Genomic DNA, 24,535 nt, shown 5'->3' with positions numbered 1-24,535 from the left:
ATTTCATGATAGGATTTGTAACGAGTTTTGATATGGTTTACTCCATTTTTTCAACTATATTTTCAATGAGTTTTACATTAGCGGTTTTATATTTCATTGATAGAAAGGTTTTTGCGAAATGAAGCTTATAAATTATATGGAGAAGAACATCTTCACTATCCTTGCAGTGGGCATCCTTAGCTTTGGCACAGGTTTAGCAGATAGCGGTGATGTACTTGCTTCAATTGCATCAACTTCTGTCTCATTAGGTGTAACAATACTAATTATGTATGCAGTAGAGAATGCGGTTAAATCTTGGATGAGCAAGAAGCAATGAGGAAGATTGAACCAATGATAATAACCGAGGAGCAAGCAGAGTGGCTTCAACGGTATTTAGAGAAGCCTTCTGATAGTCCTAGAGTGAAAGAAGTTAGAAAGAAACTAAAAAATTACTTGAAACAAAAAGAAGGTGAGTAAGTGTTATTACCAAAGAAAGTAACCTTCTATTGTAAATCTGAGAGTACAGATGGTGTTCTTCATGCGTTCCCTGTTGATTCAGAGGCGACTAATCATGATACAGCAGAGAAGTGGGCTACTGAGAATAAGTTTGATTACAATTATGAAACTCATAAACGAGAAAATGAGCGGACTATTCCACCGACTGTGTTCGAATTAGAAAACAAAGGTTTTGATAATGTTGTTATCACAGACCTCAAGCAACGTGGAAACGGTGGAAGAGCTTATCAAGTAGTTTTAGACCTTGGAGAACATAAGGTACGTGTAGATTTACGTGAGAAGGCGTTAATGGATGTAATTAATAATGCAGGTATTCTAGCAGGTGGAAAACTTAGTGGGACTTTCTGCTTCATTAAAGATGGCGCACAGACCAACCTTGTACGAGAAGGTTCGAAAGACCATCAAGAAGCTGTTAAAGATACTAATAAGAAGAAGACCTTCACAAAGAATATCAAGAAGAGTGACTTGAAGGTCGGCTATGAATATGAAACTTTAAGTGGAAGTAAAAGTGTTTTCTTAGGATTCGTATACACTGCTGACGTGGATATTCATACAGGAGAGTTATCTAAGCCGTACAAAGCCATGTTATTTGTGAGAAGTGGTCACAACTTCGAAGAGATGAGCAAAGATTTGAGAAGCGATGACAAAGATGCTCTAGCGAGGAAAGAAAATCTGTATTTATGGGATTTTAAAATATCGAAAACTCATTCATTTAAAATCGAGAATGAGAGACGCATAGATATCGAGACAAGTGAAGTGCTAGAGAAGATAAATGCTTTCGGTGAAGCTAAACGTCAAAGATATCTCAAGACGACATACTTTGGTGACGCTCTTGAAGGTCATAGATTAGGATGTCTCGTCGCTGACAAGAAAGACATGAATATAGATAATGATGGTCTGTCGGAAGTTGTTAAGGCACAACGAGATTACGAAGATAGACGCAGGCATTATTGGAGTAGATGGTAATGTTAAAAGAGGAAGAGTCTATTATAAATAAGACAGCAGAGATATGGAATGAGTTTACAGCATTAGAACAGACTCATCCGTCGGATGTAGATGACATGGCTAAAGCTATTCATCAGATTCAGCATATAATCTCTATTAGAATGGCTCGACGAACTCATCCAAATATCTTCGTAACTATTAAATAAAAGGATGTTTTTATTTGAAGGAGGTGAGTAAGACGTGGAAAAGTTATTACTAGAATTATTGCCGATTATTGCAACAGTATTCTTATCAATCTGTTATATCCCTCAGATTGTTAAAAACTATAAGACTAAAGATGTTAGTAGCATCTCATTATGGTTTTGGGTATTGTTAAACATTGCATTAACTCTTATGTTCACAAATGCATTTATGATTTATAACAAATTTGGAACATATGGCTATCTGATTACAGAGACGTTTAACTTAGGGCTAGCTATGATAGTACTTATTCAAGTGTTGATTTATCGAAAGAAATAAATCATTTTAATTACAGGTGTAAAAAATATTTTAAATACAAGTGTGAAAAATAATTAAAAAGGTATTGCTAAAGTCGTTTTTCTAGTGTACAATAACTATTGTAAGTGAGTTAAGACATGACAGACAAAGGTTACAAGTGAGAAAAATAATAACAACACAACTTACTTATAACATTACGAACATAGGGATGGTATCACAAAATGGAAAAACAAATTATAGAATCAGCAAAACAAAACATTATAAAAATAGTAGACTCTTTAGAAGTTTCAAATATAGACCAAGTTTACAGTGATGTTGTGAAATACTTAGACTTTGCAAAGGCTTATAGCCAACTACCTCATATCATCAATGGGTTAAATGAAGTGAGTGAAGAAGCGAATGAGCCTAATCAATCAAATGTCGTTAATTTAAGTGGAGATACAATTCAGCTACATACAGAAAACAAAGTTGAGGGTTACGAGTTTAAGAGAAACATCAAAGGTGGCTATTTAGATGGAACGGATATATATGTTCCCGAAAAGTTCATCAGAGAACTTGGACTACAGCATGGAGACATCGTTAAAGCCGATAAGATTGGTGAAAAGCGATATAAATATACTGTGTTAGATGATTGTGGTTGTGATAGTTTGTCCGATGTAATTTCGATTAAGATGGCTGTCGTAGAATACGACCCTTCAAGTAATCGCTATACAGCTAGTAAGGATTGGATGGATAATCCTATTATGATTAACGGTCATAAAGCAGAGATTATTATCTCAGACAATGACTTTAGAAACTTTAGCATCATGACAGGGGATATTATTGATATCAGCGTAGATAAAAATGACCTTGATTTCAGTCGTGTTGTTTGGAAACATGCAACAACAGATGAATACAATAGACAGTATACATCAAGTATTAAAAGAGAACCTAAGAAGCCTATTATAGAGAAGAAGAAGCATGAGCAATTCTTCGCAGGTAAAAAGATTGTTATGGTTGGATTTGATGTAGAGAAAGCTAGTTTCAGAGATGCAGTTGAAAGACATGGTGGACAATTTGAATGTCTTCACGGAATGGAAGATGAATCAAGATTTGAGGCAACTATGAAGGATGCAGATGCAGTTGTGCTAATGCTGAGCTTCGTTAAACATAGAGCTACTATCTTAGCAAATCAACTATGTAAAGATAATGGTATTCCATGTGATTCTTTACATACCAAGGGTAAAAGTGGATTTGTAAGAATGGCAAAAGAACTAATAGATAAGAAAGCAAAAGAGGTACATGTTACCTTAAAATAATTATCACAAGTGTAAATAATAATAAATAATGAAATAAATAATGAAAACTTGTAGTGTTGGTGGTTAGAAGATGCTTTGCTTCTATCGTAAGGAAGGTGTCTTCTAACCACCAACCACAGGTGTTAAAAATAATGGTTTGAGGTAGGTGTTTAAATTGCCTGTAGTTGCAGGTTTCATCTTAATTGGCGTTGCTCTTATATCTATTGCAATGGTTCTTGGAAAGTTAGGAATCTTAGACAAGATTGAGAAGACGTCAGGAAAAGCAAAGAACACATTAAAAAAAGAAGAGAAAAAGGAGAGTATTTAACAATGGCAATGAAAAAAGGTGCAGTAATTTTCTTAGCAGGTAGTATTTTTGTAGGCGGTATTGTGGGTATGTGTACAACTAAAATTTCGCAAGGTCAAGCAGGTGTTGTTTACAGTGCAAGCGGTGGAGTTAAAGGTGAGACATTATCTCAAGGTTGGCAAACAGTATCTCCATTTAGCCGAGTTACAGAGTATCCGATTTCTACATCTACAGTTAACTACAAGGATTTAGCAATCGCTACGAAAGACGGTAAGCCGTTAACAATGGAGATTACATACGACTACTTCAATGATGTAGAGAAATTGCCTCATATCTTCAACAAGTTCAAAGGTGCAAAGCCTGAGGCGATTGAAGATTCATGGTTAAAATCACGTCTAAAAGAGAGTGCTTTATCTGTAACATCTAAGTACACGATTCTAGAAGTGTTCCAAAACCGTGAAAATATCCGCACTGAGATTCAAAAGAGATTCCAAGAGGATGTTAAGAAGCATGGATTCATTGTTGAGAATGTAACTTTAGGTAATCCAAAAGCTGACGGTCAAACTGAGCAAGCATTACAGAAAGTAATTGACCGACAACAAGAATTAGAAGCTTTAGAGATTGAGAAGAAGCAAGCTGTTGTTAAAGCTGAGAAGAAAATTGAAGAAGCAAAAGGTGAAGCTGAGTCTAAGCGTATTCAATCAGAAGCAGAAGCAAAAGCCAATGAAACTGTTAAGCAATCATTATCTCCTGAGATTGTGAACTACGAATCAATCAAGAAGTGGGATGGTAAATTACCAAGCGTTACAGGCGGAGCAACACCAATGGTAACAATTCCTCAAGGTGAAAATAAGTAATTAACCTACTATGGAGCGGAATCTTCTGCTCCATAGTTTAATGAATAAAAGGAGTGTTGAAATGAAGAAGAAGTTAATCAGCGCAACTTTAGCAGGCTTAATTATTGGCGGTGGTATCAGTGGAGCTGTAGTTCATCAAGCTTTCCCAAAGGAAGTTGTGAAGACTGAGGTTAAAACTGAACAGGTTGGTTCATTGGCTAAGCAAAATGCTATGGCTACCCTATGGACTCAATCATCTGCTGAGGCAAATGCATTACGTTTACAGGCGTATAATGTTGCTAAAGAGCGTGTAGATGAAGCTGTGAAGAATGGAATCGTTCATAAGGCTGTAGTACTCGATATTGACGAAACTATTATCAATAATATGGACTACATGGCGTGGGCTGTGAAGAATGAGAAGAAATTCCCTGACCAATGGTCTGAATGGATTAAATCTGCTCAAGGTGAAGAGATTGCAGGAGCAGTTGATTTCATTAAACATGCACAGGAAAATGGTGTAGAAGTATTCTTAGTTTCTAACCGAGACAAGAGTGAGATGGAAGGTACTCTAGAGAATCTGAAAAAGATTGGCTTAGGAGATATCGACCGTGAGCATATCATGCTAAAAGACAAGAGTTCTAGTAAGCAAGAACGCACGGATATGGTAGAAGTCAATCACAATGTATTATTGTACATTGGAGACAATCTAGCTGACCATAGCGATGATTTTTACAAGAAGAATGTCTCAGAGCGTGCAGAAGCACTGAAAGCTCATAAGGATGACTTCGGTACTAAATATATCATTCTTCCAAACTCTGCATATGGCGAGTGGGAAGGAACTATCTATAATCATGATTACAGCAAAGACCAAAATAAAGCACGAATGGATGCTTTAAAAGGATTCTAACAAGTGTAAAAAATAATGAATTGGAGTTGGCTGAATTGCTTATTGTGTATGACTCAAAGACGAAGAACGTTGAGAGATTTGTGCAAAAGCTAGACATGCCCAACACAAAGATTCATAGAGACTTAGTGGTTAGTGAGAAGTTCGTCCTGATTACATATACGACGGGCTTCGGAGCTGTCCCTAAGTCTACTATTGATTTTTTGAGAAATAACCCCAAGCACGCTGAAAACATCGTAGGTGTTTGTGCTAGTGGCAACAAAAATTGGGGCATGAGATTCGCTTTTAGTGCCGACAGAATCTCAGAGGAGTTTGAAGTAAATATATTGCACAAATTCGAGATGTCGGGGCTAGACAGCGACGTTGAAAAAGTTAAATCAGAGGTGAAGCGAATTTGGCAAAATATTACGAACTGAATAATGAAGTAAAAATTGAGAAAGATGGAAGATTCCAATTCGAGAAAGACTTGGAAGCAGTAAAGAGTTACTTTGTAGACCATGTTAACCAAAACATGCAATACTTCCATACTCTCAATGAACAATTAGAGTACATGTTTGGTGATAATTCAACCGAATCAATCTACTATGACAAGAAAATCTTTGACATGTATAAATTCGAAGAGGTAGAAGAAATCTTCAAATATGTATACGATAAGGAATTTAGATTTGCATCATTCATGTCGGCATTTAAATTCTACAACAATTACTCGTTGAAGACAGATGATGGTACACGATACCTAGAGCGATATGAAGACCGAGTAGCTGTAAATGCATTGTTCTTTGGTAAAGGTGATGTGGAGAAGGCTAAGAGGTTTGCAACTGTATTAATCCAACAAGATTATCAGCCTGCAACGCCCACGTTCTTGAATGTAGGAAGATATCGTGGTGGTAAATATGTATCATGTTTCCTTTTAGATACACAGGATACAACAGAAAGTATCTTCTATGCTCTGCAATCAGCAGGTCACTTGTCACGTATGGGTGGAGGAGTTGCAATCAACTTATCTAAATTACGTAGTGCAGGAGAAGATATTAGTGGAACTGAGAATGCCTCTAAGAGTGTTGTTGGCGTAGCTAAATTATTTGAAGGTGTATTCAATCAGTTCGACCAAAAAGGTCAACGTAAAGGTGCAGGAGCGGTTTACTTAAACATCTTCCATCCTGATATTATCGAGTTCTTGTCTACGAAAAAGATTAATGCCGATGAGAATATTCGATTAAAAACACTTTCTCTTGGTCTTATTATTCCAAACAAGTTCTATGAGCTTGCTGAGAAGAATGAACCGTACTTTACATTCTATCCTAATAGTGTCCGTAAAGAGTATGGAATTTATTTAGATGACATGGACATGGATGAATGGTATGAGAAGTTGCTTAATAACCCACGAGTACGTAAGAAGCAAATGCTCCCTGCTCGTAAGATGCTTACAGATATCGCTAAAACTCAAATTGAGAGTGGTTATCCATACCTAATCAATATTGATAATGCGAATGAACAACACACGCTTAAAGGGTTGGGCAAAGTCAAAATGTCTAATTTGTGTGTGGAAATTTTCCAACTGCAAACTGAGTCTGATATCCAAGGGTACAAGGGTGAAGATAAGTTTGGATACGATGTTAACTGTAATCTAGGTTCTATCAACATCGTAAATGTTATGGAAAATAAGAATATTAAAGAAGCTGTACGATTAGCAGTTAACGCTTTAACGACAGTATCTATTGAATCTGCAATTGATGAAGTACCAACTGTTAAGAAAGCAAATGAAGCACTTCACTCTGTTGGTCTTGGAGCTATGAACCTACATGGATATTTAGCTAAGAATAAAATCCTATACAGTAGCGAATATGCACGAGACTTTGCGAACACATTCTTTATGATGATGCGTTTCTATGCGTTAGAAGAGAGTAATGACATAGCTAAAGAAATGGGCGAAACATTTACAGGATTTGAGAAGAGTGAGTACGCAAACGGAAATGCTCTCAAGAAATACTTGGAAAAGAGTTTTGCTCCGAAGACTGAGAAGGTACAGAAATTATTTGAGGGAATTTATATTCCAACTCAAGAGGACTGGTCTGAATTAAATGAAAAGATTTTGAAACACGGACTGTTTAATGCCTATAACATGGCAATCGCTCCGACTCAATCCATCTCATATGTTCAGAACGCTACTCAAAGTGTACTCCCTGTCATCGAACCAATCGAGACTCGTACATATGAAGATAGTACAACGCATTATCCAATGCCGTACATCTCGAATGAGAATTTCTTCTTCTACCAATCAGCATATGACGTTGATATGTATAAACTGATTGACTTAATGGCAGTAATTCAAGGTCACGTTGACCAAGGAATTTCAACAACATTATATGTAGATGGAATGACAACGACGACACGAGATTTAGCTAGATACTTTATCTATGCACAGAAAAAAGGACTGAAATCTCTGTACTATACACGTACAAAGAAATCAGATATTAGCGAATGTAGTTCATGTTCAGTTTAACGGGTTTCCGTTAGGCTGAACTTATATTAAACCGAGGTGAATTTATGCATAAAGCAGTTAACTGGAACATTGAAGAAGATAGTTTTACACAGATGTTTTGGCAACAAAACGTTGCTCAATTTTGGCTAGATACGGAAATTCCTATTTCCAATGATTCAAAGTCTTGGAGATTACTATCTCCCGAACAACAAGAGACTTATAAGAAAGTATTAGGTGGTTTAACACTACTAGATACCAAGCAATCTATCGCAGGGATGCCTAAGATTTCTGAGCATATTCCTGATTTACAGCGTAAAGCAGTTCTATCATTCATGGGAACTATGGAAGCAGTACATGCAAAATCTTATTCTACTATTTTTACGACACTCATCAGTCCACAGGAAATTGACGAAGTGTTCACATGGGTAAATGAGCATCCACGACTGCAACAAAAAGCAGACCGCATTGATAGTTTGTATCAGAATATCAATGATGAGCTAAGCCTGTATATGGCTATGGTAGCGAGTGTATTCCTAGAAAGTTACTTATTCTATAGTGGATTCTTCTATCCCCTGTATCTTGCAGGTCAAGGAAAGATGGTTGCTAGTGGTGAGATTATCAATCTAATTTTACGTGACGAAAGTATTCACGGGGTTTATGTTGGTCTCCTAGCTCAAGAAGTATTTGAAGAGCTAACAGAAGAAGAGAAACAACATGCACACAACATGGTAATTGAGCTATTAGAAGAATTGATGGAAATTGAGTTCCGCTACACTGAGGAAATCTATGCTCCAATTGGTTTAGACCACGAAGTAAAGAATTTCTTACAGTACAACGCTAATAAAGCGATGATGAATCTAGGTCTTGAGCCAATCTATGAAGAGAAGAAGATTAATCCTATCGTTGAGAATGGGTTGAAGACTGATACGAAGAACCATGATTTCTTCTCAACTAAAGGTAATGGCTATTTAAAAGCTATTTACGAAGATTTAAATGATGATGATTTCCACTTCCCACAATTGGAAGCTGAAAATAAATAAATAACACGAAAGGAAGTATAGCAATGAAAGTAATTAAGTTTTACCAAACACCATGTACACCATGTAACATGCTTGTTGACACTATGGGACGTTTAGGTGTGAAAGCAGATGAGGAGTACAACGTAAAAGAAGAAAAAGGTATGGAAATGGCAGGAGAGTTTGGCGTTATTAAAACACCAGTACTTATTCTGTTAGACGATACTGGTGCAGAAGTACAGCGTTATCAAGGCGTAGGTCAATCAAAAGTGACTGAAATCTTTACAAAGCGTGGATTACTGTAAGCAGTGATTGATGTACAAGGGAACGCAGAACTCAAAGAACTGATAGAGAATAATCCTGACTGGGAGATTGTACCTCTTAGTGAAGATATGGTACTTGTTCTACCACGTCAAGAAAAGATGATAAAGGTTGTTTTTGAACCACCTGACGTTAGTGATTGGAGGATATTATGATTAGTGCATTTGGATTTGTTTGGCGTGAAATTAGTGTCGATTATATTAAAAAATGTTTAGGTAAAGACGATTTGATGTGTAAGTACGATGATGAGTTCTTTTTCATTGAGAAGACAGATGTTCCGCCCGATTATATCAGATTCGACTTTCTAATCAAGGGTTCTTGGTTCATCCGAGTGCAGTAAAATGACAATTTTATTTAAGGGAGGGAGCATCATGAACATCAAAAAAGAGCTTAAAAAGACTCTACAAGAGCTTGATGTTAGATTGCAAAACTATTGGTCACGAGAAGAACGTGCGATGCTGTATATTGCCAAAAGCAATACCTTAATGGCTCTACAAAAATACGAAACTAGCGAGGAGAAAGCAGAATGAGCAAATACAGTTTAACTAAGAGACCTGCTGTTGAAGGGTTTAAAGTGACAATTGTCGCAGATTCAAATGATGCGGACTACATCACAACAATCAATACATACACAAAGAGTGAATTTGAAGATGGTATTATTGATGAACTAATTGATTTACAAGAAAACCATAGTGGTCACTATGAGCTTGAGAAATTCCATTATGACCACCTACAAATTCCATATGGTGACATGGACATCTGTCACACACTATCGAGTATTGATGTAGAGTACACGGACGCAGAAGGAAATGTGTGGGACGTAGTATTTTAAAAAAACCACAAGTGTAAAAAATAATGAATTTATCCCCTCGTAATGAGGGGAAGCGGAGGGAAAACACAATGACAAAATTAAAGAAAAAGAAAAACTATTACAAAGCAGGCGAGTTAGTAACTCTAAAGGAAACTAAGGAGACTGTGAAAGTTAAAGATGTAAATCTTACTAGCTATGAAGCTACTGTTACATTCAAGGATGGCAAAGAGAAAGTTGTTAAGTTATGGGACATCCGTAAGTTGCCAATTCGCAAAGATTCTCACAAGGACACTGTGTTATTTGCACGAGTTCGTGAGGATGCAATTATCCCAACTAAGCGTGATGAAGATGCAGGATTTGATTTATATGCGAACCTAGAGACTGCACGAGTGGTTCAAGAAGGGGAAGAGCAAGTTCATGTACGTGAGCTATTGCTTCCAAAAGGTAGACCGACGTTAGTACCAACAGGTATTGCAACATCTATGCTTCCTAAGTACTACATGAATCTTAAACACGAACGTGGTTCTACTGGGAAAGTAGGCATGAACATTTTAAGTGGTGTCGTGGATAGTGGATACCGTGGAGAAATCTTCATCAATATCGTTCCTCTTTACAAGGATATCGTTCTTACATCTGCCGTAACAGAAGTTGAAGAGCATGAGAATATGATTCTTTACCCATACAACAAGGCTATTGCTCAAGCAACAATTGAGTATGTGCCACCAGTACGAGTGAAGGAAATTTCATTTGAAGAATTAAAAGCAATTCCGTCTGAACGTGGTGAAGGCAAGTTAGGTTCAAGCGGTAAATAAAACTAGAGGAGCAATTACATATGGCATACGAAAATACAGGCGCAAAGAAGATTTATTTAGCATCACCTTTCTTCTGTGAGGAAGAAATTGAAAGAGTAGCATTCATGGAGAAGTTGTTACGTGAACAAGGATTCGATGTATTCTCTCCACGAGAAAATCAATTCGACCAGTACGAACTTTTCTCAAAAGAGTGGCGTGAAGCAGTTTACTTAAATGATATGAAACACCTAATGGAAGCTGATATGGTAGTAGCTATTTATGATGGTGAAGGCGAAGGTTCTGACCAAGGAACAATCTTTGAAGTTGGAGCAGGTATCGTAGCAGGTAAATTTGTGATTGTATTCACAGAGAAGCATGATGGCATCAACTTAATGCTTACTGACTCTTGTCACGCATTCCTAAAAGGTCGTCAAGAAGCTCTAGATTATGACTGGAAGAACCTACCGACTAACTACTGGCATGGCGGAGTTCGCTAATTACTGTTAATTGCTGTGGGGCTTTATGCTCCACGGCTAATAAATAACTAACATTAAGGAAGTGGGCGATGGCTATTATCTGTGTAGGTGGAATGATTTCTTTAGGGAAATCTAGCATGGCTAAATTATTAGGTGAAACATTAGAAAGTGAAGTGTTCTACGAATCAGTAGACAACAACCCTGTATTGGAGCGATTCTATACAGCAAGCAAAGAGGAAGCAGAAGCAGAGCGCTTAACATTCCTACTGCAACTGTGGTTCTTGAATACGAGATTTGATTCTATCAAGAAAGCCTTGATACATTCTCACAACGTATTAGACCGCAGTATCTATGAAGATATCTATTTCATGAAGCGTAATCAGCAATATGGACGACTAATTGGAGAAAACCGCATTACTGATTTAGAGGAAACAATCTACATGGGACTCTTTGAGAACATGATGGAAGAGCTTGAGGAGTTACCAAAGAAATCTCCTGACCTTATGGTCTACCTAAAAGGAAGCTTTGAAACAGTATTACATAGAATCAAGCAACGTGGACGTGAGTTTGAATTAGATGAAAAGCTAATCAAGTACTACAGATTCCTATGGGAAGAGTACGACGAGTGGGTAATGAAACACTACAAAGCTAGCGAAGTCTTAATCATTGATGTAGACAATCTAGATTATGTTCACAACGAAAAGGACAAAGAGTATGTAGTGAAGCTTGTAAAAGAGAAATTAGAGGAATTAGGTATCTAGGAGGAAAATAGAAGTGCAGATTTTAATGTCAGTATTAGGTCTTATTGGTCTAATAGGATTAGCATTCTTGCTATCTGAAAATAAGAAGAAAATTAAGTGGCGAACAATTGGAACGGCTTTAGCTATGCAATTCCTATTAGCCTACCTGCTAGTAACAAGTGCAGGTCAACAAGCAATGAAATGGTTATCGGATGGCTATACAAAAATCTCAAGCTATGCAACAGATGGAATCATGTTTGTATTTGGCGGATTCTTTAATGAGCATACAACATTTGTATTTGCAATCAATGTATTGATGGTAATCGTATTCTTTGGAGCGTTATTCGCTGTGTTATTCTATCTGAATGTCATTCAGTTCTTTGTTAAATATGTGGGCGGTGCATTATCTAAACTACTTGGTACTACACGAGTAGAAACATTTAGTGCAGTTATGAATATCTTTGCCTCACAAAACGAAGTTCCGACATTCATTAAACCATATCTGAAACATCTGACGAAAGCAGAACTGTTCGCAGTAATGGTTGCAGGAACAGGCTCTATGGCAGGTTCAATCTTAATTGGATACAGCTTAATGGGTATCCCGTTAGAATGGTTGCTTGTAGCATGTTTCATGGTTACAGGTTCCAGTTTATTAGTGGCAAAACTAATTGTTCCCGAAACAGAGGAGAGCCAAACGAACGGCAAGATTGAGCTTGACCGTAAGCAAGGTTCAGCTAATATTTTTGAAGCAATTTCAAATGGTGCAATGAGCGGTATGCAAATCGCTTGTGCTACAGCTACAATGTTAATTGCTTTCGTAGCATTAATTGCATTAGTAAATGGTATCTTAGGAAACTTTGGCGTATCACTTGAGCAGTTGCTTGGATACTTATTCTATCCACTTGCATTCCTAATGAATGTAAGCCATGACCAAGTAATGACAGCAAGTCAATTATTAGGTCAGAAGTTCGCAACGAATGAGTTTATTGCTTATTCTGCAATGGCAAAAGAGATGTCACAGATGGATACTCGTACAATTGCTATGTTAACTATTGGTATCGGTGGCTTCGCTAACTTCTCATCTATTGGTATTTTACTGGGAAGCATTGGCGTTCTTGTTCCTGAGAAACGAGGTATTGTTGCTAAGTACGGACTTCGTGCGATTGTAGCAGGACTTTTAGCAAATTTAATCAGTGCAACTATCGTTGGTATTTGGTTGCTGTAACATGGAGAGAGGGGAGAAATCCTCTCTCTTTTTATTTGCTTAAATACAGATGTAAAAAATAATAAAAAAGGTATTGCAAGTGCATAAAATAGATGATACAATGTGTATACAAGGTTGAGGGAAGGAGTGAAATGGTTGAATCAAAAGCTCTTAAAGCTTTACAAGTATGGTTGGAGCTTGAGAGATATATCAGACGAGTTCGGTATTACCGAATCGGAGATTAAAGCAGAATTGTTACGTTACAAAAGTTCTAGTAGGGTTATCGGGAAGAAGTTAAGTGATGACTTCAAGATGTTCTTGATGGAGCGTTTTAACAACACGAATGAAACTTTATCGGCAATCGCAAAGTTGTTTGATATGTCGAACTCAACGATGACCAAGATTAATCGGGAATTTGGTACTGCTGAATCCAAGAAGGTCGAAGAGAATGAAGATGATGCATTCAAGCCGATTGACTGGGACAGTTGGGATACATGCCCGACATGTAAAGGTTCAAATGTAAATCAACTGAACAACACATACATAGAAGAAGATATTGTGGAAGATAACAATATCTATAATTCCTATTGCCTTGACTGTCACACTGAGTGGTTATTGCATGATGGAATAGTAAAACAAGTTGTTTGGGAATTGTTAGAGAGTGCAGAAGCTCTCGATGAAAATTAATTATAAGTGTTAAAAATAATGAATATAAATACACTGATTGTCGTTTTATAAATAGTACTCTTAACCAAAGAGTCATTTAAAACTCAACAGATGTAAAAAATAACGAAAGGGATGCTGTGAATGTCACGTACAACAACTACAATGGAAACACGAAAATCTTCATACGATGAAATCAAAGAATCTTTGTCAGAACGTCAGAAAAATGTTTTCAACGAATTGACCAAATACAAAGACGGTGCAACAGCTAGTGAGTTAGCTATGAATATGTGGAAGAAAGATGTTATTAAAACACCTGACCGCAACAATGTCCATCCTCGTTTAAATGAATTGGTTGAGAAGGGCGTAGTTACTGTAGAAGGGAAACGTGAATGTTCTGTGACTGGTAAAACGGTTGCTATTTATACAGCTCCTAAGAATGGAGTGTTGGATGAAGAATTACATTGACGTATGGACTGACGGCTCATGTGACAACAAGAACAACGAGTTTGGTGGCGTTGGAATTGTCATGAATTATAAGAGTCATAATAGAGAAATTTCTAAGGCATTTGGTGGAGGACAAACCAATAACACGATGGAAATGATGGCTGTCGTAGTAGCTCTAGAAAATATCGCAACAACAAACATTCCTATAAAAATCCACAGTGACAGCGCTTATGTTGTTAACTGCTTTTTACAAAAGTGGTATGTGAACTGGCGTAAGAACGGTTGGAAGAACAGCAAGAAGAAAGCTGTTGAGAACAAGGATATATGGGAACGAATGATTGAATTGGTTGAGAAGCAGAAAGATGTAGAGTTCGTAAAGGTTAAAGGACATATAGGTATTCCTCTGAACGAACGCTGTGACCAATTGGCGAAATCAGCAGTAAAGAAAGCGAGAGAAAAGAAATATGGCAAAGAAGCGAGTTAACAAACAAATAGAGAGCAAACCACCTTTAAAACGACCAGTAGAAGATAACCTACTGACAGTTGCAGAAAACAAGATGATTGAAATGTTGGACAGCAAGAAATACAAAGAGGTGGATGAGTTCTACAAGTTTGAAGCTTCGTTCATAGATACACGAACAGGTACAGCAAGACCATCACATGCCAAGATGGATAAAACACGAACTGAGGTTGTGGAGATTAGCAGAATTGCGAGTAAAGGAGAATTTTATGGCTGTAAAATTTCATATACCGTATTGAAAAAGCGTCATAAAGAACCAACAACCGTAACTATGCTAGTAGCATTCCGCACCGAAGACATGGAAGTGTTAGATGAACCTGTGAAAGAACCGATAGAAGAACAACTAAGCATGTTTTAAAGGAGAAAGCAACGATGAGTGAAGCAATTAAAATGATTCCGATTGAGATAATGGCTCAAGGAGAACAAGAGGTTGAAGATTTCAAACGTATCTTTGGTGCATTTCTTTCAAAAGGGAAAGAGCGAGAAGGGCTTATAGCTCAATTCAAGAGTAAACAAATGTTTATCGTTAAGAAAATGTTTGACTACAACCAATTAAAGTCATTGAAGAAAGATACTACATTCGACATTTATATTCATGATTTCACTAAGGATTGTGACGTGAAAGATATTTGGACAATGCAGGAGACAATGAAATCTCTTATGGATACAAAGCTTGATATGAAGCGATTAGAGACAGAGATTAAAGAATTGCAAGACGAAATCATTAAGCGTGGTTGGATGCGTTATTGGTAGGAGGTTCACATGCAAGCTTTAACATACGGAGCAATCATTATGGGCTTCATGTTCACCTTCGGATTTGTTGACATAGCGTTAATAGTTAAGAAATCAAAATTTATTGACTTCCTAGTGGTGATGGTATTCGCAATTATTTATGCCATCATCATGATTGGATGTATCAAAGAATATTGGGTGTTGTATTGATATGGAGCAATTACAAGGATGTATATTCGGATTAATTATATTTATCTGTTCCTTCATTCTCATAGTTGGAATACTCATTGGTAAGTATGGATTTGTAGGTGTTATTTACGCATTAGCCATAACAGGATTCTTATGGTTAATTTCAAAAATCTTTATCTAGGATGGTGTAAACGATGTGTTGTTTTGGAGCAGGTCATATCAGAACTCATAGAGCAAGTAAGACAGGCGAGAAATCTCTTTCTAAGATGCAAGGTGAGTTATGTGCTGAGATTAGTAAAACGATTGCTAGATTCTGTGAAGAGAATGGTGTTCATGCTCGTGAGGGCGCTAGCTACACTCACTGGGGCAAAGGTGATGAAGAAAAGATTAGTGTTAATGTCACATTGTCTACAAATGAATTTCAAGTAATGAAAATAGGAGAGTAATTCACTATGAAATCTAGAGAACGTTTAGAGGTTGTAGGAAATTTTCAAAAGAAGACAACATGGTCTCATAGCAATGGATTTAAACAGAAATTATTCTTGAATGGTTTAGAGGTTGAGAACTACTTTAACGGATTCGCAGGAAAAACGGTTAAGGTGACAGTCGAAGTCATAGATAGCCTTTCAAAGAATGATTGAAGAAAAGTACGATTTTATCCAACAAAGGAGCGAAACATCAATGGTGAGTTTAATTGATTTAAGCAAGAAAGCACAGATAGTTTTAGAGAAAAAGGAAATCTTCGGTGAAAAGGCTCAAGTTGCAGTAGTCGATGATATCTCTATTTCTATGGAAACACTCTACATGAACGGCACAATGCAAGAGCTAAACGATAGATTGCTAAGTATCGGTATGAATCTAGACGTCGATAAGAGCATTGATGTATTTGCGTTCGGTAAGCATTCACATGAGATTGGCACTGTAACAGAAGGGAATTATCAAGGGTTCATTAACAATGTTCTGCTACGAAAAGTGTCACTTGAAAGCTATACATACTACGCAGGAGTCATGGATAGAATCGTGAAGAAGTATGGTCAACCTGTGCAGAAACAAGGATTCCTTTCACGGCTAATTGGAAGTAAACCTGCTGAAAAACCAACTGTGCCTACATTAGTATTCTTTGTAACAGACGGTGATAACTTTGACAAAGATGAAGCTGAAAAAATTATCCGTGAATCATCAAATCAAGCAATCTTTTGGCAGTTTATCGGAATTGGAAGAGCGAAATTTGAGTTCTTGGATAAGCTTAATAAAATGTCAGGAAGATTTCTAGATAATGCAAACTTCTTCCACGTTAATGACTTACGTCAAATCAGTGATGAAGAGTTTATGAATAGAGTGCTAAATGAATTTCCACAGTGGATTAAAGAGGCACGAAATAAAGGTGTGCTACAGGAGGGCTAAAAGTGAACGAGCTACTAGCTGAATACAAGCATCTTATTGATTTCAAAGATAAGATGCAGAAAAACAATTTCAAGTTTGTTGAGAAATATCTGAGTTATGAAAAGCGAAAGAATCGTGACGGATGGGAAGAGGGTTGCATTGCGTTTCTGAAAGGTGCAATTTCTGTCCAAAAGGAATTAATCAAGGTCATTCAACAGAACAGAGTGTTGTTCGGCTAAAACGGGAGGTTGATGATATGAAGCAAGAGAAGTTTGATATATGCGTGGATGACGATAAAGTGGAGATTTTAGATTGGATTCAATCACACTTCTACAATGGAAATTCACATAAACTTTTTGAAGCTACTGTCACATTACGTGAGGTTGATTATGTGGAAGAAAACGATGATTTAAAGCGTGTGTACATTGATTAGAAGTTAAACAGGAGGCTTAAACAATGAACGTAGTAGTAGATGGTCAAACAAAGAGAAAAGTAGTAGCAGGAGATGTTATTGAATACGAACATACGAGTCACAGAAATCATGGATTCTATATGATTTGCGAGTCTAAGATGGACGGATTCTTCATTATCAGTCTCACAGGTCAGAAGAGTAAATTGAAATTCTATGACTCTGCTGAGGAATTACTAGAGGCTCAAAGAGGTATCGCACGTATTTATCCAAAGAAAGAATGGGAAATGCGTCTAACGAAACTTCCACAGTAAGTAAAACTTATCTCAAACAAAACAAACAACAAGGAGCGAATTAATCATGACAAACTACCAACAAATTATCAATAATCCTTTTGGAGCATACGACGACAGAAAAGATAAATATCCTGAGTTTGAAGACAGCTTGAAAGTATCTTTCGAGGAAGCAATTCATGGAGGACAGAAGCTATTCACTACTAATGTAGAGGATTTATACGAAGTGTATTTAAACCATCTTCCACAGGAATCTCGTCAGAATTATAGCTGTAACGAGTGCCGACGATTTATCAATCGCTTTGGCGGTCTAGTGACAATTGACGTAGAAGGCAATGCTCATTCTGTAATGTGGGATGTAGAAGCTGTACCACCATTCTTCAAGAAAGCAGTTCAAGCTATGCAGAATGCAGTATTAGATGCAAAAGTAACTGGCGTGTTCTTAACTGAGGAGCGACGATTAGGGACTCCAAAGACTGGGAAATGGACTCATCTTTCCGTAGACCTTCCAAGTCATATGCAATTCCATGACATGCTGAAAACAGCAGGACAAGCTATGGCTCAGAAGCGTGAAGAGTACAACATGTTAATTAATGCACTATCAAGCTACACTCTTGAGAATGTTGAGCAAGCACTAGCATTAATTCAATCAGAAACACTATATCGTTCAGATAAAGTCTATGACACTGCCAGATGGTTCAAGAAGGTAATCGAGAAACGTGAAAGCCGTTTAACTTCTGAGCAAAAGCGAAATATCGTGTGGCAAGCTGTTGCGACTGCACCTACAGGATTTACTCATATCCGAAGCGGTATGCTTGGAACATTACTTGACGATATCCAAGATGGATTATCAGCACGAGTTATTTCGGCTCGATTCGCTGAAAAGATGAACCCTGAGAATCACATGCGTTCACAATCTGCTCCAACTGCAAACGCAATTCTTGAAGCAGAAAAGATTGTTGCAAAGTTAGGTATTGAAAGTTCTCTACAGAGACGATATGCAATGTTTGGAGAGTTACCACACTTCCTATGGAAGAACAAGGCAACGAAAGCAATTCAAACGACAGCAGTTGGTGGAGTGTTTGGTCACTTGACACCACGAGGTAAAACGCAATCAAATGTAATGACATTGCCAACATCAGTGATGACATGGGAGAAATTCCAACGCACTGTGATGCCAACAGCCGATAAGATGGAAGTCCTCGTGGACAATCCAAATCGTTTAATGGCATTAGTTACAGCAATGGATGCGACAGCTCCAAATATCTTACGATGGGATAACACATTTAGTTGGTACTATCACGGTGGTATCGACGGAGAAATGAAGCGTCGTGTAGAAGAAGCAGGCGGACGATATGAGAACAATGAAATCCGATGCTCACTATTATGGGAAGGTTTAACTGACCTTGACTTGCATTGCATTACTCCATCGGGAGAGCATATCAAATACAATCATAAACGAGGTCGTTGTGGTGGTTATTTAGACCTAGATATGAATGGTTTAGATGAGAGCAGTGAGAAACCAGTTGAAAACCTGAGATGGTCTCAAAATGCACCTGAGGGTAGATACCGCATCTATGTTCACAATTTCACTGAGAGAGTGAATCATCGTCAAGGTACTCCATTCAAATTAGAATTAGAGATTAACGGTCAAGTTTATCGTCATGAAGGAGAACCGTTAAAAGAGAAGCAAAGTGTCACAGTGTTTGAGTTTGATTATGTACGAGGACAACAACCAACTATCCGAGGAAACTCTCATTCTACTGAAAGTGCATGGTCTATTGGAACAGGTGAATTTGTGAAAGTAAATGGTATCACGACTTCTCCTAACCTATGGGAAGAGAAGAAAGTTATCGGAGCAGGGACACATGTATTCTTCCTACTAGATGGAATGAAGGATATGTCAGAAGGTAAAGGTCGAGGCTTCTTTAACGAGATGTTGAAATCTGATTTACGACAAATCCGTAAGACATTAGAAGCATTCACTGCTAACACTCCAATCGAGGGTGGCGATAAAGCTGACGCATGTGGAGTTGGTTATTCTAAAGACACTGAGTGGAACTTGACTGTGAAAGTAACTACAGGTAATTCTACTCGAATCATCAAGATTGATAGATGGGATTGATGATATAAAGTTAAAGGCTTTGTGTTCCTGCTTATCAGAGTGGGAACACAGTCCTTAATAATGAGGTGAAAAAGTGAAGATTGTACAGTTAAAAGAAGCAATTCAAATTTTTGGTGATTTCAAATTAAGCGAAATTATTAAAATGCAAGACAGACCTTATGAATGTCCAAAGTGCAAAGGAGAGGGTAGTTTACAGGCTAAATACGATGCTTATCCAAAGGGTCTTCCTGATAGCGGTTGGGCGCAGGATATAAAAACCAAAATTGTAGAATGCGAGATTTGTCAAGGTCATGGATATACAAAGAAACAAATGAGACCAATAGTTAAAACTGAAATACTAGGGTATGAGTAAGTTATGTTGTTACTTTGGAAAAAATGCGACTTGTGTACTAAGTATTTTAGTAAGAGAGACATGATTCACAACATAAGAATTGGAATGCATTACCCTTGGTCATTTTGCCAAAAGTGCAATAAAGAGTTTTTCGAGGAGTGGTACGATGCAATGGGGCAATACAAATAAACCAAAATATCTCAGTTTCGTATTTGGAAGGGAATGGGATAAAGAAGATTTCAAGTTTTTCTCATTCAGAAAAACTCCTCTAGGTTGGGCAATGAATATTTGGCGGTTTGCAATTGACTATGATAATTATGCAAATGTGAAGCCACGTCGATATAGAGGATGATTATTGACATGACAGTAAAAATAGAAGAGATTATGAAGAAAATTAATTATGAACTTGAGAAGTTAAGGGTATCTCATTACCATGCAGTAGAGCCTAGTCCACATTTGAGTGAAGAATCAGGCTTGAGTGTATGTTTGACGGTTTTAAGACATCATAAAAATCAGGTGATAATTGAAATGGAGAAACTAGAGGATGATTTGATAGAGAGAATTAATCGAATATCTAAATAAAATCATTCTTTGATTTAAGGAGAATATGAAGATGAAAGCTTATTTTGTACGATTTGACACAGCAGGAACGTCAGGGTTTGCAGAAGTGTTACTTGTAAACGATGAGAAAGATTTAGAGACAGCTTTAGAAGCGAAGTCGTCAAAGGACTTTAAAGCGACATGTAGTTATTCAAAAATTACTTATAAGAAAGAGATTCCTCTTAGCCGAGTGAAGATTCAAGACTTGTCTGTTGTTGAGTTTCTTCAAATACAGAATATGACAAATGAATAAAGCGATGTTGAAGGAAGCAATATACCAAGAATATCAACGCTGTTATAGTCATCTGTGCGAAAAGCTAGGTAAAGAAAGAGTTGATACAGTATTTGCATTATTTGATGAAGCACTGGAAGAAGCTTTAAAACACCAGTTTGATAATTTTGCAGAACATAAAGAGTGAATAGAAAGATGATTTGATTTAAGGAGCGAAACGAATGACGAAAAGAGTATTTTTATTAGTCAGTGGTGATGGAGATTTTGATGCTATGAATTTTGAAAAGAAATTCGATAAGCAAGAAGTCTATGAAAACATGCTGAAAGATGGTGTGACAAGAACGGTTGTCTTTAATGAAGAAGAGTGGGGCGTTGATAACATATATGTATCTATTCATGAGTTTGATGTAATAGATTCAGAGTTTATCGGATTCATGGTAACGGAGTTCCTAGATTACGACTATCTAAAAGCAAAGAACTTCTATGAAGTTGAAGTAAGGAGTTAATAGAATGAAAGTTATCGGCACAGCTACAGTTAGATTTTGTGTTGAAATTGATGCAGAAGATATCTCAACTAATTCAATGAGTATAGCGGAGTCGGACGAGCTTATTGCAGAAGCCGTATTTTTAAAGTATGGACTCCACGTAAATTTAAATAGAGATATAACCGTTGAAAAAGTAGTGAGAGGAAATGAAAATTAGTGTTTTATGAAGAGCAGTTAATGATTGAAAAAGTAATTAATTCTTTTGCCAAGGTAGATAAAGTTAAGGGTGAAAGATATCAGATTAAAGTTAGTAATTTTGAAAGTGTGAAAGATGATTTCGACTACGGATTTCTCGTTGTCGGTTTACATAGAGAGGGATATATCGTCAGCCTGCTAAGAGAAGGCGGAGAGCTGGCATTAACAGTAACTTTAATAGCATAGGAGGATTAACAATGGTTTGGATTGCATTAATTATGGTTGTATTACTTTTAGCGCTTATTGCAATGGCATCATCAGTATCAAGTGGCTCATCAAGTAAAAAACGTCGAAATGGTTCGAGTGGTGGAAGCAGTTATCACGATAATTCTTCATTCTTTGCTTTTAGCGATGGAGATGGTGGAGGTTCAAGTTCAAGTTGCGGAGATGGCGGAGGCTCAATCTCTTGTGACTAAGCGAAAGGCTTTGATATAGATGTTAGTGTTTGGGATTATCATGTTATGTTTATCCGTGCTGTTTGCACTTTATTATATATGGGATAAATCTACTGGGAAGGATTTCTTTATCCTAGAGATTATCTGTGAAATTATTGTAGCTATTTTAGAGGGGATGATTGGATGAATAAGAGACAGAAGAAAAAGCAAGCAAAAAAAGCTATGCAAAAGAACGAGGTAACACCTCAAGTCAAAGATGGATACGGAATCATCATTGGGAACAATACAAATGGTTTACTTCACTATTTCGAACAAGGAGTATTAGTCCGAATTGATGGCTTGAGTCTTGGTGGGAATATTGAGTGTACTTGTGAAGTAGCAAATCTGCAACAAGCTGTAGATAAGAATGATATTGAGATGTCAGCTAAAACTAGAAATTCTCTTAAATGAGGTGAGTAAATGATTTACCAACATTATAAAGGTGGCTATTACAATGTACTGCAAAAACCCGTAAGTGTCCGTGAAACATATTTAGGAGAGCAATTCGGGAGAGAGCAAGTTTTCATTGCTAAGCACACTGAGACAGAAGAAGAGATTCCCGTCTATCTAACTAAATGGTCAGAAGGATATGGACTAAATTTCTATTCAGTAGACAAGCAGTATGTTATGGAAAAGCCGTTGATTCTATATGAAGGTATCAAAGGCGAGAAATGGTTACGACCATTAAGCATGTTCCTTGAGCATGTGGAATTTGAAGGCAGATATGTTGAAAGATTTAAAAGGCTTAAAGATGAAGAAGTCTATGACATCATCCGAGAGCTTCAAAAAAATAATACAAGTGTAAAAAATAATGAAAATGAGAACATTGAAAATGACTAAACCAACAGCTTTCCTGTTTGGGATTTTAATAGGGATGGCATTAACAATTGCTATCCCAGTTCTCATCATCGGAGGTTCACCAGTGTTGGGTTTCGCATGTGTAATTGCACTAGTTGGTTCTATCATAGTTCCAATATTGATGTCTAGCACAGCCAATAGTAGCAGGAGGGGTTAAATGGAAAATGTAATTGAAATTCTAGAGCGAATCAAAGCGGACTCTAGCAGAACTGTTAAGGAATCAATCTTAAAGCAACATAAGGAAAATGAGGAACTACGATATGTATTGGACTTCCTTTACAATCCATATGTTATTACAGGATTAAGCAAGAAGAAAGTTAATAAAAAGCTAAGCACAGAGAGATTCTTAGAATTGCCTACTGAGCATAAATTCGAAAATGGATTAGATGTACTCAAGTATTTAAAAGAAAATAATAGCGGTCGTGATAGTGACATTGCTGTCGTTCAATACTTCTTAGGTACATTAATGATTCCAAGTGAAATTGTATTCTTCAAGGAGCTGTTCACGAAGTCATTCAAGAGTGGTATCACTGCAAAGACTATTAATAAAGCATTTGGAGAGAAATTCATTCCTGAGTTCAATGTACAGCTAGCTAAAGCTTACTCAGATGAGGCACATAAGTTAACTGGTGAATTTGCTGTTACAGAGAAATTAGATGGAAACCGAGTAGTATGTGTCAAGGAGAATGGAACGATTAAATTCTTCACACGACAAGGACAACCAGTACTAGATTTAGTTGAAATTACAGCAGAGATTGCACTGTTACCCGAAGGTTTTGTGTATGATGGAGAACTGCTTCTTAAAAATGAAGAAGGATTATCAAGTGATGACCTATTCCGAGCTACGCAAAAGGTTGTTAGAAAAGATGGAGAGAAGCTTGGCTTAACGTTCCATATCTTTGATATCTTAACAGCAGATGAGTTCCACGAGGGACGTTCAAAGGTAATCTACAAAAAGCGTCGTAAGAAGTTAATGGAAATCTTCGCATCAACATTTGTACAGTTCAAGCATCTAGAATTAGTTCCGTTGCTATATGTTGGCTCAGATAAAGAAATGATTGCTCATTATCTTGACCAAATGATTCTAGAAAATAAAGAAGGTGTCATGGTAAACCGAGTAGATGGAGTTTACGAATGTAAACGCACAAGTAATCTATTGAAAGTTAAGAAGATGCATACAGTTGACCTTACAATTCTTCGCATGGAAGAAGGAGACGGTAAGAACAAGGGCAAACTAGGTGCAATGGTTGTTGATTATAAAGGATTTGAAGTCGGTGTAGGCTCAGGATTCACAGATGCAGAGCGAGTAGATTTTTGGTTCAACCAAGAAGACTATATCGGGAAAATTGCAGAGGTTCAGTTCTTTGAGGAGAGTACAAATCAGGATGGTGGAATTTCATTACGATTCCCAGTGTTCCGCACGATTCGTACAGATAAAGACGAGCCAAGTTATATTTAAAACAAGTGTAAAAAATA

Annotated in this window: 45 protein-coding genes; all 45 read left to right on the top strand. The window is 37.1% G+C overall.

Features of this window, described 5'->3' with window-relative positions:
* Positions 1 to 136 precede the first annotated feature (136 nt).
* The 45 genes from AC1Q8N_RS26395 (at position 137) to AC1Q8N_RS26175 (ending at position 24,518) form a co-directional block, all read left to right on the top strand.
* Positions 137 to 316 (top strand): hypothetical protein, encoded by a 180-nt coding sequence (locus AC1Q8N_RS26395; RefSeq protein ID WP_493521467.1) that lies wholly within the window; start codon positions 137 to 139, stop codon positions 314 to 316.
* The gene (locus AC1Q8N_RS26390; protein ID WP_176545317.1) at positions 313 to 456 is read left to right on the top strand and encodes a hypothetical protein; all 144 of its coding nucleotides are present in this window, start codon (positions 313 to 315) and stop codon (positions 454 to 456) included. Before AC1Q8N_RS26395 ends, AC1Q8N_RS26390 begins: the two co-directional genes overlap by 4 nt.
* Positions 457 to 1,461 carry a hypothetical protein gene (locus AC1Q8N_RS26385; protein WP_098640124.1) on the top strand — a complete coding sequence of 335 codons (1,005 nt, stop codon included), beginning with the start codon at positions 457 to 459 and terminating at the stop codon, positions 1,459 to 1,461.
* Positions 1,461 to 1,646, top strand: coding sequence for a hypothetical protein (locus AC1Q8N_RS26380; RefSeq protein WP_098392842.1), 186 nt, complete (start codon positions 1,461 to 1,463; stop codon positions 1,644 to 1,646). Before AC1Q8N_RS26385 ends, AC1Q8N_RS26380 begins: the two co-directional genes overlap by 1 nt.
* Positions 1,647 to 1,680: 34 nt before the next feature.
* The gene (locus tag AC1Q8N_RS26375; protein WP_098392841.1) at positions 1,681 to 1,959 is read left to right on the top strand and encodes a PQ-loop repeat-containing protein; all 279 of its coding nucleotides are present in this window, start codon (positions 1,681 to 1,683) and stop codon (positions 1,957 to 1,959) included.
* 200 nt (positions 1,960 to 2,159) lie between these two features.
* Positions 2,160 to 3,236, top strand: a complete 1,077-nt coding sequence (locus tag AC1Q8N_RS26370; protein WP_098392840.1) for a DUF2325 domain-containing protein — start codon at positions 2,160 to 2,162, stop codon at positions 3,234 to 3,236.
* A gap of 154 nt (positions 3,237 to 3,390) precedes the next feature.
* On the top strand, positions 3,391 to 3,543 hold the full coding sequence (locus AC1Q8N_RS26365) for a hypothetical protein (protein WP_176523175.1): 153 nt from the start codon (positions 3,391 to 3,393) through the stop codon (positions 3,541 to 3,543).
* A 2-nt stretch (positions 3,544 to 3,545) separates the two neighbouring features.
* Complete coding sequence (locus tag AC1Q8N_RS26360) at positions 3,546 to 4,379, top strand: prohibitin family protein (RefSeq protein ID WP_098392839.1); 834 nt, start codon at positions 3,546 to 3,548, stop codon at positions 4,377 to 4,379.
* 10 nt (positions 4,380 to 4,389) lie between these two features.
* Complete coding sequence (locus tag AC1Q8N_RS26355; protein WP_493521466.1) at positions 4,390 to 5,265, top strand: 5'-nucleotidase, lipoprotein e(P4) family; 876 nt, start codon at positions 4,390 to 4,392, stop codon at positions 5,263 to 5,265.
* A gap of 35 nt (positions 5,266 to 5,300) precedes the next feature.
* Positions 5,301 to 5,678 (top strand): class Ib ribonucleoside-diphosphate reductase assembly flavoprotein NrdI, encoded by a 378-nt coding sequence (nrdI, locus tag AC1Q8N_RS26350; RefSeq protein ID WP_098392837.1) that lies wholly within the window; start codon positions 5,301 to 5,303, stop codon positions 5,676 to 5,678.
* Positions 5,657 to 7,765, top strand: a complete 2,109-nt coding sequence (gene nrdE / locus AC1Q8N_RS26345; protein ID WP_493521465.1) for a class 1b ribonucleoside-diphosphate reductase subunit alpha — start codon at positions 5,657 to 5,659, stop codon at positions 7,763 to 7,765. Before nrdI ends, nrdE begins: the two co-directional genes overlap by 22 nt.
* 44 nt (positions 7,766 to 7,809) lie before the next feature.
* The gene (gene nrdF / locus AC1Q8N_RS26340) at positions 7,810 to 8,784 is read left to right on the top strand and encodes a class 1b ribonucleoside-diphosphate reductase subunit beta (RefSeq protein WP_493521464.1); all 975 of its coding nucleotides are present in this window, start codon (positions 7,810 to 7,812) and stop codon (positions 8,782 to 8,784) included.
* Between the two features lie 23 nt (positions 8,785 to 8,807).
* The gene (locus AC1Q8N_RS26335) at positions 8,808 to 9,065 is read left to right on the top strand and encodes a thioredoxin domain-containing protein (protein WP_493521463.1); all 258 of its coding nucleotides are present in this window, start codon (positions 8,808 to 8,810) and stop codon (positions 9,063 to 9,065) included.
* Between the two features lie 387 nt (positions 9,066 to 9,452).
* A complete protein-coding gene (locus AC1Q8N_RS26330) occupies positions 9,453 to 9,611 on the top strand; it encodes a hypothetical protein (RefSeq protein ID WP_176545319.1) in 159 nt (52 codons plus the stop codon).
* Positions 9,608 to 9,913, top strand: a complete 306-nt coding sequence (locus AC1Q8N_RS26325) for a hypothetical protein (protein WP_098640132.1) — start codon at positions 9,608 to 9,610, stop codon at positions 9,911 to 9,913. Before AC1Q8N_RS26330 ends, AC1Q8N_RS26325 begins: the two co-directional genes overlap by 4 nt.
* Before the next feature lie 68 nt (positions 9,914 to 9,981).
* The gene (locus tag AC1Q8N_RS26320; protein ID WP_098640133.1) at positions 9,982 to 10,704 is read left to right on the top strand and encodes a dCTP deaminase/dUTPase family protein; all 723 of its coding nucleotides are present in this window, start codon (positions 9,982 to 9,984) and stop codon (positions 10,702 to 10,704) included.
* 20 nt (positions 10,705 to 10,724) lie between these two features.
* Positions 10,725 to 11,180 (top strand): nucleoside 2-deoxyribosyltransferase, encoded by a 456-nt coding sequence (locus tag AC1Q8N_RS26315; protein ID WP_098392830.1) that lies wholly within the window; start codon positions 10,725 to 10,727, stop codon positions 11,178 to 11,180.
* Between the two features lie 68 nt (positions 11,181 to 11,248).
* The gene (locus AC1Q8N_RS26310) at positions 11,249 to 11,920 is read left to right on the top strand and encodes a deoxynucleoside kinase (protein WP_493521462.1); all 672 of its coding nucleotides are present in this window, start codon (positions 11,249 to 11,251) and stop codon (positions 11,918 to 11,920) included.
* A gap of 13 nt (positions 11,921 to 11,933) precedes the next feature.
* Positions 11,934 to 13,124, top strand: coding sequence for a NupC/NupG family nucleoside CNT transporter (locus AC1Q8N_RS26305; RefSeq protein ID WP_098392828.1), 1,191 nt, complete (start codon positions 11,934 to 11,936; stop codon positions 13,122 to 13,124).
* Positions 13,125 to 13,259: 135 nt separating this feature from the next.
* Complete coding sequence (locus AC1Q8N_RS26300) at positions 13,260 to 13,790, top strand: LysM peptidoglycan-binding domain-containing protein (RefSeq protein WP_493521461.1); 531 nt, start codon at positions 13,260 to 13,262, stop codon at positions 13,788 to 13,790.
* A gap of 120 nt (positions 13,791 to 13,910) precedes the next feature.
* Positions 13,911 to 14,234 (top strand): hypothetical protein, encoded by a 324-nt coding sequence (locus AC1Q8N_RS26295; RefSeq protein ID WP_493521460.1) that lies wholly within the window; start codon positions 13,911 to 13,913, stop codon positions 14,232 to 14,234.
* Positions 14,206 to 14,697 (top strand): ribonuclease H family protein, encoded by a 492-nt coding sequence (locus AC1Q8N_RS26290; RefSeq protein ID WP_493521459.1) that lies wholly within the window; start codon positions 14,206 to 14,208, stop codon positions 14,695 to 14,697. The genes AC1Q8N_RS26295 and AC1Q8N_RS26290 overlap by 29 nt, the downstream gene beginning before the upstream one ends.
* Entirely contained in the window at positions 14,678 to 15,091 is a 414-nt protein-coding gene (locus AC1Q8N_RS26285) for a hypothetical protein (protein WP_098640137.1), read from the top strand. The genes AC1Q8N_RS26290 and AC1Q8N_RS26285 overlap by 20 nt, the downstream gene beginning before the upstream one ends.
* 14 nt (positions 15,092 to 15,105) lie before the next feature.
* Positions 15,106 to 15,486, top strand: coding sequence for a hypothetical protein (locus AC1Q8N_RS26280; protein ID WP_098640138.1), 381 nt, complete (start codon positions 15,106 to 15,108; stop codon positions 15,484 to 15,486).
* 9 nt (positions 15,487 to 15,495) lie between these two features.
* Entirely contained in the window at positions 15,496 to 15,675 is a 180-nt protein-coding gene (locus AC1Q8N_RS26275) for a hypothetical protein (RefSeq protein ID WP_098392822.1), read from the top strand.
* Between the two features lies 1 nt (position 15,676).
* Positions 15,677 to 15,835: a hypothetical protein gene (locus AC1Q8N_RS26270; protein WP_176523171.1), complete on the top strand. Its 159-nt coding sequence runs from the start codon at positions 15,677 to 15,679 to the stop codon at positions 15,833 to 15,835.
* Positions 15,836 to 15,848: 13 nt separating this feature from the next.
* Positions 15,849 to 16,100, top strand: a complete 252-nt coding sequence (locus tag AC1Q8N_RS26265) for a hypothetical protein (RefSeq protein ID WP_098640139.1) — start codon at positions 15,849 to 15,851, stop codon at positions 16,098 to 16,100.
* Between the two features lie 6 nt (positions 16,101 to 16,106).
* Complete coding sequence (locus tag AC1Q8N_RS26260) at positions 16,107 to 16,295, top strand: hypothetical protein (protein WP_098640140.1); 189 nt, start codon at positions 16,107 to 16,109, stop codon at positions 16,293 to 16,295.
* Positions 16,296 to 16,335: 40 nt separating this feature from the next.
* A complete protein-coding gene (locus AC1Q8N_RS26255; RefSeq protein ID WP_098640191.1) occupies positions 16,336 to 17,058 on the top strand; it encodes a VWA domain-containing protein in 723 nt (240 codons plus the stop codon).
* 2 nt (positions 17,059 to 17,060) lie between these two features.
* Positions 17,061 to 17,276 (top strand): hypothetical protein, encoded by a 216-nt coding sequence (locus AC1Q8N_RS26250; RefSeq protein ID WP_098640141.1) that lies wholly within the window; start codon positions 17,061 to 17,063, stop codon positions 17,274 to 17,276.
* A gap of 17 nt (positions 17,277 to 17,293) precedes the next feature.
* Positions 17,294 to 17,470 carry a hypothetical protein gene (locus AC1Q8N_RS26245; protein WP_176545320.1) on the top strand — a complete coding sequence of 59 codons (177 nt, stop codon included), beginning with the start codon at positions 17,294 to 17,296 and terminating at the stop codon, positions 17,468 to 17,470.
* Between the two features lie 23 nt (positions 17,471 to 17,493).
* The gene (locus tag AC1Q8N_RS26240; protein ID WP_098392815.1) at positions 17,494 to 17,760 is read left to right on the top strand and encodes a hypothetical protein; all 267 of its coding nucleotides are present in this window, start codon (positions 17,494 to 17,496) and stop codon (positions 17,758 to 17,760) included.
* Between the two features lie 46 nt (positions 17,761 to 17,806).
* A complete protein-coding gene (locus tag AC1Q8N_RS26235) occupies positions 17,807 to 19,864 on the top strand; it encodes a DUF2135 domain-containing protein (protein WP_098640142.1) in 2,058 nt (685 codons plus the stop codon).
* Positions 19,865 to 19,937: 73 nt separating this feature from the next.
* On the top strand, positions 19,938 to 20,216 hold the full coding sequence (locus AC1Q8N_RS26230) for a hypothetical protein (protein WP_493521458.1): 279 nt from the start codon (positions 19,938 to 19,940) through the stop codon (positions 20,214 to 20,216).
* Positions 20,217 to 20,361: 145 nt separating this feature from the next.
* Positions 20,362 to 20,547: a hypothetical protein gene (locus tag AC1Q8N_RS26225; RefSeq protein WP_098640144.1), complete on the top strand. Its 186-nt coding sequence runs from the start codon at positions 20,362 to 20,364 to the stop codon at positions 20,545 to 20,547.
* A gap of 8 nt (positions 20,548 to 20,555) precedes the next feature.
* On the top strand, positions 20,556 to 20,777 hold the full coding sequence (locus AC1Q8N_RS26220; RefSeq protein WP_493521457.1) for a hypothetical protein: 222 nt from the start codon (positions 20,556 to 20,558) through the stop codon (positions 20,775 to 20,777).
* A gap of 31 nt (positions 20,778 to 20,808) precedes the next feature.
* Positions 20,809 to 21,048 (top strand): hypothetical protein, encoded by a 240-nt coding sequence (locus AC1Q8N_RS26215; RefSeq protein WP_016094821.1) that lies wholly within the window; start codon positions 20,809 to 20,811, stop codon positions 21,046 to 21,048.
* Positions 21,041 to 21,214 carry a hypothetical protein gene (locus AC1Q8N_RS26210; RefSeq protein ID WP_154214024.1) on the top strand — a complete coding sequence of 58 codons (174 nt, stop codon included), beginning with the start codon at positions 21,041 to 21,043 and terminating at the stop codon, positions 21,212 to 21,214. Before AC1Q8N_RS26215 ends, AC1Q8N_RS26210 begins: the two co-directional genes overlap by 8 nt.
* Before the next feature lie 34 nt (positions 21,215 to 21,248).
* On the top strand, positions 21,249 to 21,533 hold the full coding sequence (locus tag AC1Q8N_RS26205) for a hypothetical protein (protein WP_016094820.1): 285 nt from the start codon (positions 21,249 to 21,251) through the stop codon (positions 21,531 to 21,533).
* A gap of 4 nt (positions 21,534 to 21,537) precedes the next feature.
* Entirely contained in the window at positions 21,538 to 21,729 is a 192-nt protein-coding gene (locus tag AC1Q8N_RS26200) for a hypothetical protein (RefSeq protein ID WP_493521456.1), read from the top strand.
* Between the two features lie 20 nt (positions 21,730 to 21,749).
* A complete protein-coding gene (locus AC1Q8N_RS26195) occupies positions 21,750 to 21,953 on the top strand; it encodes a hypothetical protein (RefSeq protein ID WP_493521455.1) in 204 nt (67 codons plus the stop codon).
* Between the two features lie 11 nt (positions 21,954 to 21,964).
* Complete coding sequence (locus tag AC1Q8N_RS26190; RefSeq protein ID WP_493521454.1) at positions 21,965 to 22,183, top strand: hypothetical protein; 219 nt, start codon at positions 21,965 to 21,967, stop codon at positions 22,181 to 22,183.
* 162 nt (positions 22,184 to 22,345) lie between these two features.
* Entirely contained in the window at positions 22,346 to 22,612 is a 267-nt protein-coding gene (locus tag AC1Q8N_RS26185; RefSeq protein WP_493521453.1) for a hypothetical protein, read from the top strand.
* 9 nt (positions 22,613 to 22,621) lie between these two features.
* Positions 22,622 to 23,041, top strand: coding sequence for a DUF1653 domain-containing protein (locus tag AC1Q8N_RS26180; RefSeq protein WP_493521452.1), 420 nt, complete (start codon positions 22,622 to 22,624; stop codon positions 23,039 to 23,041).
* A 175-nt stretch (positions 23,042 to 23,216) separates the two neighbouring features.
* The gene (locus AC1Q8N_RS26175) at positions 23,217 to 24,518 is read left to right on the top strand and encodes an ATP-dependent DNA ligase (protein ID WP_493521451.1); all 1,302 of its coding nucleotides are present in this window, start codon (positions 23,217 to 23,219) and stop codon (positions 24,516 to 24,518) included.
* Positions 24,519 to 24,535: the final 17 nt, after the last annotated feature.

Source organism: Bacillus sp. GW823-FHT06B01 (assembly GCF_058952315.1).
Note: the sequence above shows the minus strand (reverse complement) of the source record. Positions and strands in the feature narration are given on the sequence as shown.

Excerpts from the sequence above, each read along its gene's own strand:
- AC1Q8N_RS26285 (WP_098640137.1), top strand. The coding sequence starts at position 14,678 with ATGGCAAAGAAGCGAGTTAACAAACAAATAGAGAGCAAACCACCTTTA.
- AC1Q8N_RS26205 (WP_016094820.1), top strand. The coding sequence starts at position 21,249 with ATGACGAAAAGAGTATTTTTATTAGTCAGTGGTGATGGAGATTTTGAT.
- AC1Q8N_RS26370 (WP_098392840.1), top strand. The coding sequence starts at position 2,160 with ATGGAAAAACAAATTATAGAATCAGCAAAACAAAACATTATAAAAATA.
- AC1Q8N_RS26190 (WP_493521454.1), top strand. The coding sequence starts at position 21,965 with ATGGTTTGGATTGCATTAATTATGGTTGTATTACTTTTAGCGCTTATT.
- AC1Q8N_RS26325 (WP_098640132.1), top strand. The coding sequence starts at position 9,608 with ATGAGCAAATACAGTTTAACTAAGAGACCTGCTGTTGAAGGGTTTAAA.
- AC1Q8N_RS26320 (WP_098640133.1), top strand. The coding sequence starts at position 9,982 with ATGACAAAATTAAAGAAAAAGAAAAACTATTACAAAGCAGGCGAGTTA.
- AC1Q8N_RS26335 (WP_493521463.1), top strand. The coding sequence starts at position 8,808 with ATGAAAGTAATTAAGTTTTACCAAACACCATGTACACCATGTAACATG.
- AC1Q8N_RS26195 (WP_493521455.1), top strand. The coding sequence starts at position 21,750 with ATGATTGAAAAAGTAATTAATTCTTTTGCCAAGGTAGATAAAGTTAAG.
- AC1Q8N_RS26395 (WP_493521467.1), top strand. The coding sequence starts at position 137 with ATGGAGAAGAACATCTTCACTATCCTTGCAGTGGGCATCCTTAGCTTT.
- AC1Q8N_RS26280 (WP_098640138.1), top strand. The coding sequence starts at position 15,106 with ATGAGTGAAGCAATTAAAATGATTCCGATTGAGATAATGGCTCAAGGA.
- AC1Q8N_RS26290 (WP_493521459.1), top strand. The coding sequence starts at position 14,206 with ATGGAGTGTTGGATGAAGAATTACATTGACGTATGGACTGACGGCTCA.
- AC1Q8N_RS26265 (WP_098640139.1), top strand. The coding sequence starts at position 15,849 with ATGTGTTGTTTTGGAGCAGGTCATATCAGAACTCATAGAGCAAGTAAG.
- AC1Q8N_RS26215 (WP_016094821.1), top strand. The coding sequence starts at position 20,809 with ATGAAAGCTTATTTTGTACGATTTGACACAGCAGGAACGTCAGGGTTT.
- AC1Q8N_RS26270 (WP_176523171.1), top strand. The coding sequence starts at position 15,677 with ATGGAGCAATTACAAGGATGTATATTCGGATTAATTATATTTATCTGT.
- AC1Q8N_RS26380 (WP_098392842.1), top strand. The coding sequence starts at position 1,461 with ATGTTAAAAGAGGAAGAGTCTATTATAAATAAGACAGCAGAGATATGG.
- AC1Q8N_RS26355 (WP_493521466.1), top strand. The coding sequence starts at position 4,390 with ATGGAGCGGAATCTTCTGCTCCATAGTTTAATGAATAAAAGGAGTGTT.
- AC1Q8N_RS26185 (WP_493521453.1), top strand. The coding sequence starts at position 22,346 with ATGAATAAGAGACAGAAGAAAAAGCAAGCAAAAAAAGCTATGCAAAAG.
- AC1Q8N_RS26255 (WP_098640191.1), top strand. The coding sequence starts at position 16,336 with ATGGTGAGTTTAATTGATTTAAGCAAGAAAGCACAGATAGTTTTAGAG.
- AC1Q8N_RS26175 (WP_493521451.1), top strand. The coding sequence starts at position 23,217 with ATGGAAAATGTAATTGAAATTCTAGAGCGAATCAAAGCGGACTCTAGC.
- AC1Q8N_RS26180 (WP_493521452.1), top strand. The coding sequence starts at position 22,622 with ATGATTTACCAACATTATAAAGGTGGCTATTACAATGTACTGCAAAAA.
- AC1Q8N_RS26260 (WP_098640140.1), top strand. The coding sequence starts at position 16,107 with ATGAAATCTAGAGAACGTTTAGAGGTTGTAGGAAATTTTCAAAAGAAG.
- AC1Q8N_RS26295 (WP_493521460.1), top strand. The coding sequence starts at position 13,911 with ATGTCACGTACAACAACTACAATGGAAACACGAAAATCTTCATACGAT.
- AC1Q8N_RS26240 (WP_098392815.1), top strand. The coding sequence starts at position 17,494 with ATGAACGTAGTAGTAGATGGTCAAACAAAGAGAAAAGTAGTAGCAGGA.
- AC1Q8N_RS26310 (WP_493521462.1), top strand. The coding sequence starts at position 11,249 with ATGGCTATTATCTGTGTAGGTGGAATGATTTCTTTAGGGAAATCTAGC.
- AC1Q8N_RS26220 (WP_493521457.1), top strand. The coding sequence starts at position 20,556 with ATGACAGTAAAAATAGAAGAGATTATGAAGAAAATTAATTATGAACTT.
- AC1Q8N_RS26210 (WP_154214024.1), top strand. The coding sequence starts at position 21,041 with ATGAATAAAGCGATGTTGAAGGAAGCAATATACCAAGAATATCAACGC.
- AC1Q8N_RS26235 (WP_098640142.1), top strand. The coding sequence starts at position 17,807 with ATGACAAACTACCAACAAATTATCAATAATCCTTTTGGAGCATACGAC.
- AC1Q8N_RS26390 (WP_176545317.1), top strand. The coding sequence starts at position 313 with ATGAGGAAGATTGAACCAATGATAATAACCGAGGAGCAAGCAGAGTGG.
- AC1Q8N_RS26200 (WP_493521456.1), top strand. The coding sequence starts at position 21,538 with ATGAAAGTTATCGGCACAGCTACAGTTAGATTTTGTGTTGAAATTGAT.
- AC1Q8N_RS26315 (WP_098392830.1), top strand. The coding sequence starts at position 10,725 with ATGGCATACGAAAATACAGGCGCAAAGAAGATTTATTTAGCATCACCT.
- nrdF (WP_493521464.1), top strand. The coding sequence starts at position 7,810 with ATGCATAAAGCAGTTAACTGGAACATTGAAGAAGATAGTTTTACACAG.
- AC1Q8N_RS26360 (WP_098392839.1), top strand. The coding sequence starts at position 3,546 with ATGGCAATGAAAAAAGGTGCAGTAATTTTCTTAGCAGGTAGTATTTTT.
- AC1Q8N_RS26275 (WP_098392822.1), top strand. The coding sequence starts at position 15,496 with ATGCAAGCTTTAACATACGGAGCAATCATTATGGGCTTCATGTTCACC.
- AC1Q8N_RS26225 (WP_098640144.1), top strand. The coding sequence starts at position 20,362 with ATGCAATGGGGCAATACAAATAAACCAAAATATCTCAGTTTCGTATTT.
- AC1Q8N_RS26330 (WP_176545319.1), top strand. The coding sequence starts at position 9,453 with ATGAACATCAAAAAAGAGCTTAAAAAGACTCTACAAGAGCTTGATGTT.
- AC1Q8N_RS26245 (WP_176545320.1), top strand. The coding sequence starts at position 17,294 with ATGAAGCAAGAGAAGTTTGATATATGCGTGGATGACGATAAAGTGGAG.